We start from the raw sequence: 14763 nt of genomic DNA, 5'->3' as shown, positions 1-14763 counted from the left end.
ACTTCGGCTCGATGTCCACCGCCACGGGAGACCGGCGCGGCTCGCGGGCCGGATTCAATTGCTTGTCATATGCATCGATCAAAATCGGGAGCATTGGGACAGGAGTTTACCATGAGCGATATGGCGTTACCCGGCTCGATCGAGCCCGCCCTGAAAAAGGGTCCGGACCTCGACGAGGGCTTTCATCCTCTCACCGGGGTTATCTATTTGGGCGTGGTTGCGGCCGCGCTGCTGTTCGTTGCCTACAGCATCTATGCCGATGTCGACGCCACCGGCACGCGCATCACCTCGTTCCTGCCGTATATCCTGCTGTTCGTCGCGCTGCTGATCGCGCTCGGCTTCGAATTCGTCAACGGCTTCCATGACACCGCGAACGCGGTCGCCACCGTGATCTACACCCGCTCGCTGCCGGCGCATGTCGCCGTGGTGTGGTCGGGCATGTTCAACCTGATCGGCGTGCTGCTCTCCAGCGGCGCCGTCGCGTTCGGCATCGTCTCGCTGCTTCCGGTCGAACTGATCCTGCAGGTCGGCAGCAGTGCCGGCTTTGCCATGGTGTTCGCGCTCTTGATCGCCGCCATCATCTGGAATCTCGGCACCTGGTGGCTCGGCCTGCCGGCCTCGAGCTCGCACACCCTGATCGGTTCGATCATGGGCGTCGGCATCACCAACGCGCTGCTGCGCGGCCGTGACGGCACCTCGGGCGTCGACTGGTCGCAGGCGACCAACATCGCGAAGGCGCTGCTGCTGTCGCCGCTGTTCGGCTTCGCGCTCGCCGCCGGCCTGCTCTACCTCCTCAAGATCGCGCTGCAGCGCGCGACGCCGGCGCTGTTCGGCGAACCGGTCGGCGACCAGCCGCCGCCGTGGTGGATCCGCGGCATCCTGATCCTGACCTGCACACTGGTCAGCTTCTTCCACGGCTCCAATGACGGTCAGAAGGGCATGGGCCTGATCATGCTGATCCTGATCGGCACCGTGCCGACCGCCTATGCGCTGAACCGCGCAATGCCCTCGAGCCAGATCGAGCTGTTCACGGCGCACTCGACCGCGGCCAGCAAGGTCATCGAAGGCAAGGCCGCCGGTTACAACGTGATCGGCAACCCGCGCCCGGCTGTGACCAACTATGTCGCGCAGCACCAGATCAACGAAGGCACCTTTCCGTCGCTTGCGGTGCTGGTGCGCGACATCGGCCAGCAGGTTGCCCAGTATGGATCGCTGGCCAAGTTCCCGGCTGACGCGGTCGGCAACACCCGTAACGACATGTACCTGGCGTCCGAGGCGATCCGTTTCCTGATGAAGGACAAGGAAGCCGAGCTGACCGCTGCCGACATCGCCACGCTGAACCAGTACAAGGGCTCGCTCGATGCCGCGACGAAGTTCATCCCGAGCTGGGTGAAGTTCGCCGTCGCCATCGCGCTCGGCCTCGGCACCATGGTCGGCTGGAAGCGCATCGTCGTCACCGTCGGCGAGAAGATCGGCAAGACCCACCTGACCTACGCGCAGGGCGCCTGCGCCGAGATCACGGCGGCCGCGACGATCGCGGCGGCCGACGGCTACGGCCTGCCGGTCTCGACCACGCACGTGCTGTCGTCAGGCATCGCCGGCACCATGGCCGCCAACGGCTCCGGCCTGCAATGGGCCACGATCCGCAACATCGCGATGGCCTGGGTGCTGACGCTGCCGGCCGCGATGATCATCTCGGGCGTTCTGTACTACGTGTTCTACCACCTGTTCTGACGCCCCACGCTTTCGGCGCAGCAACGCGCCGGACAAAGGCCCGCACTCCGGTGCGGGCCTTTTGCTTTGGACCTGCAGCCCGGCTCCTTGCTCAGGCGGCGCAGGCCTTCGCAACCTCGGCCAGCAGGCCGCGCGCCCATTTGTGCAAGCCGGATTTGGCCGTCCTGGCGCCCCAGTGCATGTCGATCGAGATCGGCACGCGGAACGGCAGCGCAGCGACATGGAGGCCGCCGCGCATCGCCCGCGCCAGATGATGCGGGATAGTCGCGACGAGCCTGGTGCCTGTGATGATGCGCTCCAGACTGTCGTGGTTGGGCAGGCTGACCACTGGCTCGATCTCGATCTTCCTCGCCCTCAGCGCCGCGAGATAGAGCGGCTGCCACTCACCGCTGTGGGTGATGAAGACATGCTCGGCCCTGGCATAGGCCGACAGCGCGATCCGGCCGCGCGCCAGCGGATTGGCCCGATCCATCACGCAGACGTAGTGGTCGGTGAGGATATGGCGCCGGAAGAAGCCTTCGCCGGCGATGCCGACCGGACCAAGCACGATGTCGCACTGGTTCTGCTTGAGATGGACATCGCCGTGGCCCGCGGCATCGAGCAGGACGAGACGGACTTGCGGCGCGCCGGCGCGCAGCCGCGTGCTGAACTGCGGGATCATGGTCTGGCGTTCGTGATAGTTGCAGGAGATCGTCACGCAGCCCTGCGCCGTCGCCGGATCGAACTCCGCCGGTGAGGCAAGCCCGTCGATCTCGCCGATCATGTCCCGCGCCCAGGTAACCAGCGTCGCGCAGCGCTTGGTCGCCGTCACGCCATTGCCGCTGCGAACGAACAGCGGGTCATGCAGCGCGCCGCGCAGCCGCTCGATCGCATAGCTGATGGTGGACTGGTTGACGTCGAGCCGTTTGGCCGCGGCGGAGAACGACTGCAGGTCATAGACCAGCACAAGGGTCCGCAGAGTCCCGATGTCGATCGGATCGATCGAGGAATTGGCCGCCACCCTGCACCTCCCGCATTGCTGGCGGCCCAGCCTAGCACAAGGCCATGGAATATTTCGATGGTCCAGATCAATCCCATCGAATTGAGCGATCGTGCACCCGGAGCTAGCCTTGGCGAAAAATCGCTTCCGGGAGGACCAATGACCAGCGCCGTGCCTGTCGTCACCGATATCGCGTATCAGGATCTGCTCGACCCATATCCGATCTTCCGCCGGCTGCGCGAGATCGCGCCGGCGGTCTTCGTCGCGCCCGCGAAGCTGACGCTGGTGACGCGCTTCGACGACATCATGCGGATCGAGCGCGATCCCGCGACCTACTCGGCCGATAATCCGCCCTCGCTGGTCAACAAGGTGATGGGGCCGACCTTCATGCGCAAGGACGGCGCCGAGCATGCGATCGGCCGCAAGGCGATCGAGCCCTCGTTCCGTCCGGCCACAATCAAGGAGCATTGGGCGCCGCAATTCACCGCGATCGCAGAAAAACTGATCGATGATCTGTTGGCGACCGAAGAGGCCGATCTGTTCTCCGCCCTTGCCGCGCCGATGGCCTCGCTCAGCCTGATGGCAATGATCGGGTTTCGCAAGATGCCGTGGCAAACCCTCGCCGAGTGGTCGCAGGCGCTGATCGACGGCGCGGGCAATTACGCCGCCGACGCCGAGATCGAGCGCAAGGCGATGCAGGCGAGCGCCGAGGTCGATGCCGCGATCGACGCGGTGCTCGACGATCACCGCCGCCAGCCGAATCCTTCGGTCCTGTCCTCGATGATCAATGCCGATCCGCCGATGCCGATCGAGGGCATCCGCGCCAACATCAAGGTGATCATCGGCGGCGGCCTGAACGAGCCGCGCGACGCGATCCTGACGCTCGTGCTCGGCCTCCTGGAAAACCCGCCGCAGAAGAACAGCGTGCTGGCAAAGCCGGATCTGTGGCCGGCCGCGCTCGAGGAAGCGGTGCGCTGGATCTCGCCGATCGGCATGTATCCGCGCCGCGTCACCCGCGACGTCGATCTCTCCGGCACCACGCTGCCGCAAGACCTTCAGATCGGCCTCTGCGTCGGCGCCGCCAACCGCGACGGCAGCCGCTTCGTCGAGCCCGATCGCTTCGACGTGACGCGGCCCAAGCAATCGCATCTGGCATTCGGCGCCGGACCGCATTTCTGCGCCGGCACCTGGGTGTCACGGCTCACCGTCGGCAAGATCGTGGCGCCGATGCTGTTCGCGCGCCTGCGCAATCTGCGCCTCCGCGCGGAGGCGCCGCCGGTCGTGCGCGGCTGGGTGTTCCGCGGACCGGTGACGCTGCCGGTGCGATGGGACGCGTGAGCCTCACGCCGCCAATGCGTTCTCGACGATCTTCACGAAATACGACGTGCCGAAGACGATCGCCTCGTCGTTGAAATTGTAGGCGGGGTGATGCAGGCCGGCGCTGTCGCCATTGCCGCAGAAGATGAAGGCGCCGGGTCGCGCCTCCAGCATGTAGGAAAAATCCTCGGCGCCCATCAGCGGCGGCATCTCGTGCACGTTGGATGCGCCCGCGACCTCGCGCGCGATGCGGCTCGCGAATTCGGTCTGCGCCTCATGGTTGACGGTGACCGGGTAGCCGCGCTCATAGGTCAGATCGATCTTGGCGCCGGTCATCTTGGCAACGCCATCCACCACCTCGCGCACGCGCTTCTCGATGAGGTCGCGCACCTCGCGGGTCAGCGTGCGCACGGTGCCGCGCAACTCCGCGGTCTGCGGGATCACGTTGCGGGCGTTGCCGGCGTGGAATTCGCACATCGAGATCACGGCGGAGTCGAGCGGATCGACGGTGCGCGCGACGATCTGCTGCAAGGCGGTGACGAGCTGCGCGCCGACCAGCACGGAATCGATGCATTTGTGCGGACGCGCGGCGTGACCGCCGAGCCCTTCGATCTTGATGTCGATCGCATCGGTCGCGGCCATGATCGGGCCGGTGCGGATCGCGAACGAGCCGATCGGAATCCCCGGACCGTTGTGCATGCCGTAGACCTGCTCGATGCCGAAGCGGTCCATCAGGCCGTCCTTGATCATCGCGGCGGCACCCGCTCCGCCCTCCTCGGCCGGCTGGAAGATCACGACCGCCTCGCCGGCGAAATTGCGCGTCTCGGCGAGATAGCGCGCCGCCCCCAGCAGCATCGCGGTGTGGCCGTCATGGCCGCAGGCGTGCATCTTGCCCGGCGTCTTCGAGGCGTAGGGCAAATTGGTCTGTTCGTGAATCGGCAGCGCATCCATGTCGGCGCGCAGGCCGATCACCTTGACGTCGCCCTTCGCCGGCCCCTTCTTGCCCTTGATGACCCCGACCACGCCGGTCTTGCCGAGCCCGGTCGCGACCTCGTCGCAACCGAACTCGCGCAACCGGTCGGCGACGAATGATGCAGTGCGGTGCACATCGTAGAGCAGCTCGGGGTTTTCATGGATGTCGCGGCGCCAGGCCTGGATATCGGGTTGCAGATCGGCGACGCGGTTCACGATGGGCATGAGAATTCTGGCCTCAGAGGTTGGACGTAAGCCATCTCTAGCATGCAAGAGCCGGTCCACCCAAACAGATGTGGCATGCTCGCGGCTGGAGCCTGCATTCGCAATCGGGATGCGGGCCGTCCCTCGCTGGACTTTGCGCAGACCTCGGGTCTGATATCATCGCATCCGACCAAAGCCTAATAGTGCGGCACATATCCCGCACGGATACTACCCCAGGTTTCCCGCACCGAAATCCTCTCGCCTTCCAACACGGAGCGGCTGCATGACGCCGGATCAGGCGGTGTTGTTTTCCACCATCATCCTGCTGGTGCCGATGGGATACTTCCTGCTGGCGGCGCCGGCGTTCCTGCTCGTGAAGCTCGACGTCCCGCCGGTCACACGGCTGCTGCGTGGCATGTTCAATGCCTACTTCCTGGTGCTCGCTGTTTCGGGCGTGATCGGCACGCTCGCCTTTGCCACGGCCGGCCGGTTCGCCGTTGCGCTTGGCATCGCCTTGATCGCGGCGTTCGCGGTGCTGGCGCGCCGATGGTTCTTGCGGCGGCTCGATGCTGAGGCGGACGCGCGAGACTCGGGTGATCCTACCGCGGTGCGGCGGCTGCGCCAGCTGCATTGGGGCGGCATGCTGTGCAACGCGGTGCAGGTGTTCGCTCTGGTCGGCAGCATTCCCTACATGGCGCCGCTGCCCTGATCGCGGTTTGCTCGCTCGTCCGGATGCGGTTCCCGGCTGTCCGCTATGCGTCACGTTTCCGATGCGGATCGTACTTCGAAAGCACGTCCTTGAGATAATCCCGGCTTTTCCATTCCGGGGCGGGCGGCTCGTACCCGGGCCGAGGCACGTACAGATTCGCCGGTACGTCCGCTGAGGCGCCCATCAGGTCCGGAACGTAGCGCGGGCAATTTGGAAAGATCTCGCATTTGACGCGCACGACGACCTTCGCGCCGTGATGCCCGGCAAGCACTTCGGCGCTGTCGTGGATCGTTGCCTTGCCTCGGATGCGCGTGCGAAACGTCTTGCCGTCGAGCCGTACAAACAACAATCCGACGTTCGGGTTGCGGTGAATATTGCCGAGCGTGCGGTACATGTTGTTGCCGTCGTACTCAGGGAACTCAAGCGTATCAGGCCCGGTGATCTTCACGAAGCCGGGATCGCCGGAACGCATCGAGCAATCGACGTTGTCCTGGTAGCTGGTCGCGATGAAAAAGAAGCGCGTCTCCTCGATGAGCTTGCGGTCCTGTTCCCAGAATTCGAAGTGGAGGCGATGCTTCTCGAGGCCGTCGGCGACACGCCTACCGTCGAAGCGGTCCTGCAACTCACGCATTCCGTCGTGATAGAAAGGGGCGCGGACTGGGTCGGCCACAGCAATCCTCCGGCAAGTTGAGCAATCGATCTGCACTTTGACGTGGCCGCAATTTTCCTTGGCAGTTCACCCGGCCAGCAAGGCGAAAGACTATTCATTCGGCATGGGCGTGGAAAGCCATCCAGGTCCGGAGCGGGCGAAAAGGCGTCGATAACGGCCGTCCCCTACCCTGATGTCAGCATCTGGCTGCGGATCTCCTGCGCGGTGCGGCGCAGCGGCAGCAGGAACTTCTTGCGCGCGCCGGCTTCGCTCACCGTTCCCGAGATCGTGTTGACGCTGAGCGCGGCGACCACCGCGCCCGCGGGATCGCGCAACGGCACCGCGATGCCGCAGATCGCCGGATCGAGCTCGCCGTCGACCCAGGCATAGCCGTCGCTCTCGACCCGCGCGAGCAACTCGCCGAGACGCTCCGGATCGGTGACCGTGCGCGGCGTGACCTGCCTGAAGCCCCCGGTCGCGAGATAAGCCTCGCGGGTGCCGGGCGGCAGCGCCGCGAGCATGACGCGGCCGAGCGAGACCAGATGCGCGGGCAGCCGGCTGCCGACGCCAAGATTGGCGGAAAGAATCCGCCGCGCCGGCAGGCGCAGCGCATAGACGATCTCATCCTCGTCGAGTACCGCCATCGCGCAGGATTCGCCGATCTCGTTGCGCAGGTTTTCCAGCGCACGCTGCGCATGACCCCAGTATGGCAAGGCGTTGAGATAGGACAGGCCGAGCCCGAGCGCGCGCGGCCGCAGGCTGAAATAGCGTCCGTCGGAGGCGCAATATTTCAGCGCGATCAGGGTCGCGAGGATACGCCGCGCGGTGGCGCGGTTGAGGCCGGCAGTATCGGCGGCCTCCGCCAGCGTGTGCCGCCCCGGCGGCTTGCCGAGTGCCTCGATGATCGAGAAGCCGCGCGCAATCGCGCGCACGAAGCCGTCACTCTCTTTGCTCATGGCGGGCGCCCAGCTGGTTCCGTCATCGCGCTCATGACATCGCAGCCCGCATGGCTGCCTGCACATGACGCGGCCCTGCCCGCTTGTCAGGGGCTCCCGACCGCGCTAGCGTGAATTCATACAGCGAATGAATTGTTCGCCTGGCGAACTCAGTAGCAGGAGGATGCACGATGGCGCAAGCAGAAAGTTCTGCGGCCACCCCGTTCGAAACCGATTTCTGGAAAGACGCGAAGCTGCGCAAGGTGTGGGACGACATCGTCCCCGGCGAGCCGCGCAAGACGCTGCCCTACAAGCTCACGCAGGAAGCGATCGCGCTGTACTGCCGCGCAGTCGGCGAGACCAATCCGCTCTATCTTGACGAAGCAGCCGCCAAGGCCGGGCCCTATGGCGGGCTGATCGCGCCGCCCGCGATCCATATCCTGCTGATGTTCGCCTGCACGCCGGCCGACGACTGGATGCGCTCGCCGGGCACCGTCAATGCCGGGCAGTCGTGGAGCTACAACATCCCGGCACGCCCCGGTGACACCATCACCCTGCAGGCGCGCGCGCTCGACAAGTTCATCAAGCGTGAGCGGTTGTTCGTGGTGCACGACAATGTCTTCTTCAACCAGCATGGCGACGTGATCTGCTCGGGTCGCGGCCAGACCATCCGTCCGATGTAAGGAGGATCACCATGACCACGGCGAATTTCGAATCTCTCAAGGCCGGCGACACCATCGACGGCCCGGCATTTGCGGTTTCGCGCGAATCGATCCGCCTGTTCTGCGACGCGTCGCTCGACTACAACCCGCTGCATCTCGACGACAACTACATGAAGGGCGATTTCGGCAAGACCAATTTCGGCGGCATCATCATGCACGGCATGAACAATTTCGGCCTGATCTCGCGCATGCTGACCGACTGGGCAACGCCTGCCGGCGCGATCCATCGCAGGCTCGAGACGCGCTGGCTGAAGCCGGTGAAGCCCGGCGACACCATCCGCCCGGCCGGCACCATCAAAGCCAAGCAAACGACCGCGAAGTCGCGCTGGGTGCTGGTCGACGTCGCCGTACAGAACCAACGCGGCGAGACGGTCGCGGCCGGCGAAGCGATGCTGGAGTTTCCGCCGAACGCGAAGGCAGGCTAGCCGCGCGCACTCGATCGGAGCAACGGGCTCTTTCGCCCCGCCTGCGGGGAGAGGTCGGAAATGCATCGCTAGATGCATTCCGGGTGAGGGCGAGCCTCCGCGAGGGTTGCTGTCACCGTCTATGGGGAGACGGTCCCTCACCCCAACCCTCTCCCCCTGAGAACGGGGCGAGGGAGCCAACCGCCGTCGCGGCACCAACAAACAATCAAATAATCACTTGAGGAGACTTTCATGCAGGATGCGGCCCATTCGCGGCTCTATGGACGGATCGCCTGGCGCCTGATCCCGTTCCTGCTGACGTGCTACACGGTTGCGATCATCGACCGCTTCAACATCGGCTTTGCCAAGCTGCAGTTCCTGCACGACCTGCAGATCGACGACGCGGTGTTCGGGCTTGCCGCCGGCATCTTCTCGGTCGGCTATGTCGCGCTCGAAGTGCCGAGCAATCTCCTGCTGGTCAAGGTCGGTGTCCGCAAGACGCTGCTGCGGATCATGGTACTGTGGGGCGCAGTCACCGTGCTACTCGCGCTGGTGCAGAACCAGTATCACCTCTATCTGCTGCGCTTCCTGCTCGGCGCCGCCGAGGGCGGCTTCTTCCCCGGCATCCTGTATTACATCCTGTATTATCCTGTATTATCTGACGCTGTGGTTCCCGGATCGCGTACGCGGCCGCATGACGAGCCTGTTCGTGATGGCGGTGCCGCTCGGCGGCGTCATCGCGGGTCCCGTGTCGGGCCTGATCATGGATCACATGCAGGGCGTCCATGGCCTGCATGGCTGGCAGTGGCTGTTCATCCTCGAAGGCGGCCCGGCCGTGCTGCTCGGCATCGCCGCCTATTTCTACCTCGCCGACGGACCGCAGGTCGCGAGCTGGCTGAGCGCCGACGAGCGGCGGCAGGTCGCAAGCGATCTCGCCCGCGACCGCGCCGCCGTTCCCGGCACCACGCGGAGCTTCGCGGCGGCGCTGCGCGAGCCGCCCGTCTATCTGCTCTCCTTCATCTACTTCGCGTTCTTCTGCTCGCTCAACACCATCCTGCTGTGGACTCCGACGCTGCTGAAACGCGTCGGCGTGGCGACCACCACCGAGATCGGCTGGCTGAGCGGCGCGATCTCGGTTGCGTCCGCGATCGGCATGGTGCTGATCGGCTACAGCTCCGACCGCACACGGGAACGGCGCTGGCACGTGGTCTGCTGCGGCCTCGTCGCAGCGGCCTGCTTCATCGCCTTGCAGGCCGCGCAAGACAGCGTGCTCCTGACCGTCACGCTGCTTGCCGTCGCCTCGATCGGCATCTTCGCGATCCTGTCGCTGTTCTGGACGATTCCGAACGCGATGCTGGAGGGCAGCGCCGCGGCCGGCGGCATCGCGCTGATCTCGGCGATCGGCTCGTTCGGCGGCGCGGTCTGCCCTGCCCTGATCGGCTGGATGACTGCCGCAACCGGGAGCATCTACGCACCGCTCGCCCTCGTCGGCGCCGTGCTCGGCATCGGCATGCTGACGCTGATCGTCTGTGTTCCCCGCGCGAGCCATGAGGTCACACTGGCCGAACCGAGCCGCCCCTGATCATCCAGCGCACGCCCGGCATCCACTGCCGGGCTTGTGTCGGCCCGCTGCGTCTGGATAGAACTCGGTCCTGACTCTGTCAGAACCGAGTTCTATTTTCTTGTGTTGACGCGTTTTCTTCACGCGAACCGGGCTCCACTTCGCTCGAAAACGCTATAGAAGGGGCCCAACAAAAGACGCTTGCCGGGAACGAGGACATGCCGCGAAGGCTCGAGGGTGATTTCGACTACATTATCGTCGGCGCAGGCACGGCGGGCTGCATCATGGCCAACCGCCTGTCGGCCGATCCGAAGAAGCGCGTGCTGCTGCTGGAAGCCGGCGGCAAGGACAACTGGATCTGGTTTCATATCCCGGTCGGCTATCTCTTCGCGATCGGCAATCCGCGATCGGACTGGATGTTCAAGACCGAGGCCGAGCCCGGCCTCAACGGCCGCGCGCTCGCCTACCCGCGCGGCAAGGTGATAGGCGGCTCCTCCGCCATCAACGCCATGATCTCGATGCGTGGCCAGGCCGAGGATTACGACCACTGGCGGCAGCTCGGCCTCACCGGCTGGAGCTACAGCGACGTGCTGCCGGCGTTCAAGCGGCTCGAGGATCACTTCCTCGGCGAAAGCGAGCATCATGGTGTCGGCGGCGGCTGGCGCATCGAGGCGCCGCGGCTGTCCTGGCAGATCCTCGATGCGGTCGGCGATGCCGCCGAGGAGATGGGCATCAAGCGCATCCCGGATTTCAACACCGGCGACAACGAGGGCACCAGCTACTTCCACGTCAACCAGAAGCGCGGCCGGCGCTGGTCGTCGGCGCGCGGCTTCCTCAAGCCGGTGCTGAACCGCAGCAATCTCAGGCTCGAAACCGACGTGCTGGTTGACCGCCTGGTCATCGAGAGCGGCCGTGCCGCCGGCGTGCTGTTCCGCCAGGGCAATGAGACCGTGGAGGCGCGCGCCAGGGGTGAAGTGATCCTTTGCGCCGGCTCGATCGGAACCACGCAGGTGCTGCAGCGCTCCGGCATCGGTCCGTCCGAATGGCTGTCGCCGCTCGGCATCGACATCGTGCTCGACGTGCAGGGCATCGGCCATAATCTGCAGGACCATCTGCAGCAGCGCGCGATCTACAAGGTCTCCGGCGTGCGTACGCTGAACGAAACTTACTACAATCTCGTGCGCCGCGGCCTGATGGGCCTCGACTACGCATTCCGCCGCCGTGGTCCCCTGACCATGGCGCCGTCGCAGCTCGGCATCTTCACGCGCTCGGACGCGACGCGCTCGCGCGCCAATATCCAGTTCCACGTGCAGCCGCTGTCGCTCGACAAGTTCGGCGATCCGCTGCACCGCTTCCCCGCGATCACGGTGAGCGCCTGCAATCTGCAGCCGAGCTCGCGCGGCACCGTGCGCATCAAATCGTCCGTTCCCGACGACAAGCCGTCGATCGCGCCGAATTATCTGTCGACCGACGACGACCGCCAGGTCGCGGCCGACGCAATCCGCACCACGCGCAGGCTGATGAAGCAGAAGGCGCTGGAGAAATATCATCCCGAGGAATTCCTGCCCGGCCCCTCGGTCGGCGACGACGATGCTTCGCTCGCCAAGGCTGCCGGCGACATCGGCACCACGATCTTCCACCCCGTCGGCACCGCGAAGATGGGAACGGCCAATGATCCGATGGCCGTGGTCGACGAGCGGCTGCGCTTCTACGGCCTGCACGGCCTGCGCATCGCGGATGCCTCGGTGATGCCGACCATCACCTCGGGCAACACCAATACGCCGACGGCGATGATCGCCGAAAAGGCCGCGGCGATGATCCTGCAGGATGCACGATAAAACAACGATGAACGCCCCGAAGCGCTTTCTGGTCGGCGATACCGGTGCACAGGTTGCGGTGGCGCAATGGGGCGAGCCGGCCTCGGACAAGCCGCCGGCGCTGCTGCTGCACGGCACAGGCTTTGTCGCGGAGGTATGGACCGAGGTCGCGGAGGCGCTTGCTGCCGATCACGCCGTCTATGCGCTCGACCGCCGCGGCCATGGCTTGAGCCACAAGCCGCCGGCCGATCGCTATCACTTCCAGGATTTTGCCGAAGACGTCCGCATGGTGGTGGAGCGCCTCGACCTCCATGACATCTACGCCATCGGTCACAGTGCCGGCGCAACCGACCTGCTGCTCGCAGCCAGACTGATGCCCGGTCGCTTCGCGCGCCTGCATGTCACGGAGCCGACCGCGATGGATCCGCGCGCGCCGCGCGCCGGAGACCTCAGCGACATCGCGAACGGCTCGGTGCAGGGCGTGCTGCGCCGCCGGGCCGAGTTCGACAGCGCCGACGATCTGTTCCAGCGGCTGCGCGCCGCGCCGGCCTTCGCACCATGGACCGAACGGTCGCTGTGGGCCTATGTCCATCACGGCTTTGCGCGGCTCGACGACGGCCGCATGCGGCTGCTTTGTACGCCGGAAATCGAGTCGGCCCTGCTCGGGCCGATCTTCCAGGCCATGGAGCAGATCTACACCGGCGACGCCCGCGGTAATCCGTTCCCCTGGTTCTCCGGCATTGCCTGCCCGGTCTGCATCGCGACCACCGAGCAGTCATGGCCGATCTACAAGGAAATGGCCGACCGCGCCGCGGCGCTGATCCCGCATGCGAGCCGCTGGACGTTCGACGGTGTCGGACATTGCGTCGCGCAGGAAGCGCCGGAGTTGATGGTGGCAGCGCTCACGACATTTGCCGCGCGTGCGCGTTAAGGCGTGCACGTATCAATGCGTTGCGTCTAGCCGTAGTGATCGAACTCGCTCAGGGCAATTCGGACCTCTCGCGCGAAATCGACTAACGACACGATGAAAGCCACAACGGCAACAATGAAGAGAATGGCAACGCCCCGCTCGTGCTGGATGTGAAGGAACGCACTCACAAAGCCGACGACGATGACAACGCTGATCGAAATGCTTCCCATGATGGACCAGAAGATCGCGCGATTGATCATGGTGGCGCGCCGAGCAAGACGCGGCAGGTCTGCCTTGAGCCGGCATCTCGCCTGATCCTGATCCGAAATTTGGTTCAGGTAAATCGATCTGTCGATGATCCGGTTCAGGCGGGAAATCAGCACCGCGATAAAGGCCGCCAATGCGCCAAGCAGAAATGCGGGCGCGGCCGCTTGAGAAATCACTTGAGAGAGCTGACTGACCGACGGCGTATCCGGTAACATCGACTCCACTTTCGGGTTGGCGCGGCTGAAACCAATCGGCCGAGCATTGGCAGCGTGGACCCTGCTGACAATCACGACGCCCGCGTATCGAACCGGCGTCGGCTAATTGCCGGGCGGCGTCCGAACGGCGGGCATCGACACGGTTGCGGCCCATAGTGGCGTGATCTCGGCACAATCGAAGGCGCCAGCAGCGCTGCTATTTTGTCACGACCCGTCGGGCCGGCGTCACGGTGCTGGTCGGCGCCATCGGAGAGATCGAGAACGTCAACCAGGTATTCCAGCCGGCCGGGCGATTCTCTGCTGCAAATTCTCCATACCCTTTGAGATTCAGATAACCCTGCATGTCGCCTACGGGAAACAGGAAGCCGATCTGCGGACCAACGCCAAGCACGCGGGACCGGAAGCCTCCCAGGACAGGGTGCTGGCCGAAATCGTCGGTGACCTGCTGATAGGTATATCCAACCAGGCCAACGAAAACCTGCTTTGACAGGAATTGGGAGGCGCCCCAATCCAGATGGAAGTCGACCCCGCTCTGGTACTGGGTATCCGGATTCTTGAAATTGTAGGTGAAGCCCGCGACCGCGGAAAATTCGTGGCCCGCCTGCTGGTTGAAGTAGGTGTAGCCGCCGCCGGCATCGATGGCCGCGTGACCGATGCCGAGATTGGCAAGGCTGCTCGGGCTGTATGCTCCGACCGGGATGTCTCCCGTTACATAGCTCATGAAATTGTGCACCCCGGCGTTCCACTTCAGCGTCGCCTGCGGGTAGAGGTCGCCGACCGATGTGATCGAATCGCCGAAGCTGCCGGTGCGGGTTGTCGCCAGCGGACCGACGGCCGCCGTCAGCGTCCCCGCAAGATCCGCGCTCGACCGTCCGAACAGCCCGGTCACGCCGATGGCAAGTTGGCCACCCAGCACCGGCGTTGCGAACGTATAAGTGGGATTGAGAAGGATGAGATCCGCCTGCGCGTTGAGATGCAGGTTTAGGTTGACGTTAGCCGCGGCGGGGATTCTGCCGACCTGGATCTCCCTGGCGGCTGCGGCATTGCCGAATGCACTTACGCTGGTGTGATAGTAGACCTCCGCCATCGACCAGCCAGGGACCTGCGGGGTCGCAGCGAGGCTGCCGAAGCGGCCGGGAAGCCAGTATGAGACGCCGGCCTCGTCGGCACGCGCGGTCTCAGACGAAACTGACGCCATGACCAGTATCATGGCGATGCCGACATCCCTGAGTGTCTTGCCTCGCCCGTTTGGTCGCCGCCTCATCGAAAGACCGCGAAGCCGCATGTCACGCCCCCTTTGGTGCGGTGCGACCTGTACGGCTCGCTCAAGCGCACGATTCGCCCCAAAATTGTAGCACATTGATTCAT

Annotated in this window: 15 protein-coding genes and 1 pseudogene; 9 read left to right on the top strand and 7 right to left on the bottom strand. The window is 64.9% G+C overall.

Annotation, left to right across the window (positions count from 1 at the left end; translation table 11 throughout):
* Positions 1-111 precede the first annotated feature (111 nt).
* The gene (locus ACVI1L_RS27615; protein WP_456784338.1) at positions 112-1734 is read left to right on the top strand and encodes an inorganic phosphate transporter; all 1623 of its coding nucleotides are present in this window, start codon (positions 112-114) and stop codon (positions 1732-1734) included.
* 91 nt (positions 1735-1825) lie between these two features.
* Here ACVI1L_RS27615 and ACVI1L_RS27610 read toward each other — a convergent pair whose 3' ends face one another.
* Positions 1826-2734 carry a LysR family transcriptional regulator gene (locus ACVI1L_RS27610; RefSeq protein WP_456784337.1) on the bottom strand — a complete coding sequence of 303 codons (909 nt, stop codon included), beginning with the start codon at positions 2732-2734 and terminating at the stop codon, positions 1826-1828.
* 138 nt (positions 2735-2872) lie between these two features.
* Here ACVI1L_RS27610 and ACVI1L_RS27605 point away from each other — a divergent pair, with 138 nt between their 5' ends.
* Positions 2873-4051 (top strand): cytochrome P450, encoded by a 1179-nt coding sequence (locus ACVI1L_RS27605; protein WP_456784336.1) that lies wholly within the window; start codon positions 2873-2875, stop codon positions 4049-4051.
* 3 nt (positions 4052-4054) lie between these two features.
* Here the strand turns inward: ACVI1L_RS27605 and ACVI1L_RS27600 are convergent, their stop codons facing one another.
* Entirely contained in the window at positions 4055-5227 is a 1173-nt protein-coding gene (locus ACVI1L_RS27600; protein WP_057015671.1) for a M20 aminoacylase family protein, read from the bottom strand.
* 262 nt (positions 5228-5489) lie between these two features.
* On the opposite strand from ACVI1L_RS27600, the gene ACVI1L_RS27595 reads away from it, so the two are divergent.
* The gene (locus ACVI1L_RS27595) at positions 5490-5915 is read left to right on the top strand and encodes a hypothetical protein (protein ID WP_456784335.1); all 426 of its coding nucleotides are present in this window, start codon (positions 5490-5492) and stop codon (positions 5913-5915) included.
* A gap of 43 nt (positions 5916-5958) precedes the next feature.
* On the opposite strand, the gene ACVI1L_RS27590 is transcribed toward ACVI1L_RS27595, so the two are convergent.
* Positions 5959-6585: a pyridoxamine 5'-phosphate oxidase family protein gene (locus tag ACVI1L_RS27590; protein ID WP_253587398.1), complete on the bottom strand. Its 627-nt coding sequence runs from the start codon at positions 6583-6585 to the stop codon at positions 5959-5961.
* A 164-nt stretch (positions 6586-6749) separates the two neighbouring features.
* Positions 6750-7520, bottom strand: a complete 771-nt coding sequence (locus tag ACVI1L_RS27585; RefSeq protein WP_076833082.1) for an IclR family transcriptional regulator domain-containing protein — start codon at positions 7518-7520, stop codon at positions 6750-6752.
* Positions 7521-7690: 170 nt separating this feature from the next.
* Between ACVI1L_RS27585 and ACVI1L_RS27580 the strand changes: the two genes are divergently transcribed.
* Positions 7691-8182: a MaoC family dehydratase gene (locus ACVI1L_RS27580; RefSeq protein WP_028331684.1), complete on the top strand. Its 492-nt coding sequence runs from the start codon at positions 7691-7693 to the stop codon at positions 8180-8182.
* An 11-nt stretch (positions 8183-8193) separates the two neighbouring features.
* Positions 8194-8646 carry a MaoC family dehydratase gene (locus tag ACVI1L_RS27575; RefSeq protein ID WP_057015675.1) on the top strand — a complete coding sequence of 151 codons (453 nt, stop codon included), beginning with the start codon at positions 8194-8196 and terminating at the stop codon, positions 8644-8646.
* Positions 8647-8859: 213 nt separating this feature from the next.
* Here the strand turns inward: ACVI1L_RS27575 and ACVI1L_RS27570 are convergent, their stop codons facing one another.
* Positions 8860-9009, bottom strand: a complete 150-nt coding sequence (locus tag ACVI1L_RS27570) for a hypothetical protein (RefSeq protein ID WP_456784334.1) — start codon at positions 9007-9009, stop codon at positions 8860-8862.
* On the opposite strand from ACVI1L_RS27570, the pseudogene ACVI1L_RS27565 reads away from it, so the two are divergent.
* The 4 genes and pseudogenes from ACVI1L_RS27565 to ACVI1L_RS27550 all read left to right on the top strand — a co-directional run.
* Positions 8938-9204, top strand: a pseudogene (locus ACVI1L_RS27565) (MFS transporter); the annotation flags it as partial. The gene ACVI1L_RS27570 and the pseudogene ACVI1L_RS27565 overlap by 72 nt on opposite strands.
* Before the next feature lie 115 nt (positions 9205-9319).
* On the top strand, positions 9320-10207 hold the full coding sequence (locus ACVI1L_RS27560; RefSeq protein WP_456784333.1) for an MFS transporter: 888 nt from the start codon (positions 9320-9322) through the stop codon (positions 10205-10207).
* A 197-nt stretch (positions 10208-10404) separates the two neighbouring features.
* Positions 10405-12024 carry a GMC family oxidoreductase gene (locus ACVI1L_RS27555; RefSeq protein ID WP_456781159.1) on the top strand — a complete coding sequence of 540 codons (1620 nt, stop codon included), beginning with the start codon at positions 10405-10407 and terminating at the stop codon, positions 12022-12024.
* A 7-nt stretch (positions 12025-12031) separates the two neighbouring features.
* Entirely contained in the window at positions 12032-12934 is a 903-nt protein-coding gene (locus tag ACVI1L_RS27550; RefSeq protein WP_456784332.1) for an alpha/beta fold hydrolase, read from the top strand.
* A 26-nt stretch (positions 12935-12960) separates the two neighbouring features.
* Here ACVI1L_RS27550 and ACVI1L_RS27545 read toward each other — a convergent pair whose 3' ends face one another.
* Both ACVI1L_RS27545 and ACVI1L_RS27540 read right to left on the bottom strand, forming a co-directional pair.
* Positions 12961-13470 (bottom strand): DUF2721 domain-containing protein, encoded by a 510-nt coding sequence (locus ACVI1L_RS27545; RefSeq protein ID WP_229190019.1) that lies wholly within the window; start codon positions 13468-13470, stop codon positions 12961-12963.
* Positions 13471-13591: 121 nt separating this feature from the next.
* Positions 13592-14593 (bottom strand): SphA family protein, encoded by a 1002-nt coding sequence (locus tag ACVI1L_RS27540; protein ID WP_456784331.1) that lies wholly within the window; start codon positions 14591-14593, stop codon positions 13592-13594.
* Between the last annotated feature and the right edge of the window lie 170 nt (positions 14594-14763).

Source organism: Bradyrhizobium sp. USDA 4516 (assembly GCF_054055915.1).
Note: the sequence above shows the minus strand (reverse complement) of the source record. Positions and strands in the feature narration are given on the sequence as shown.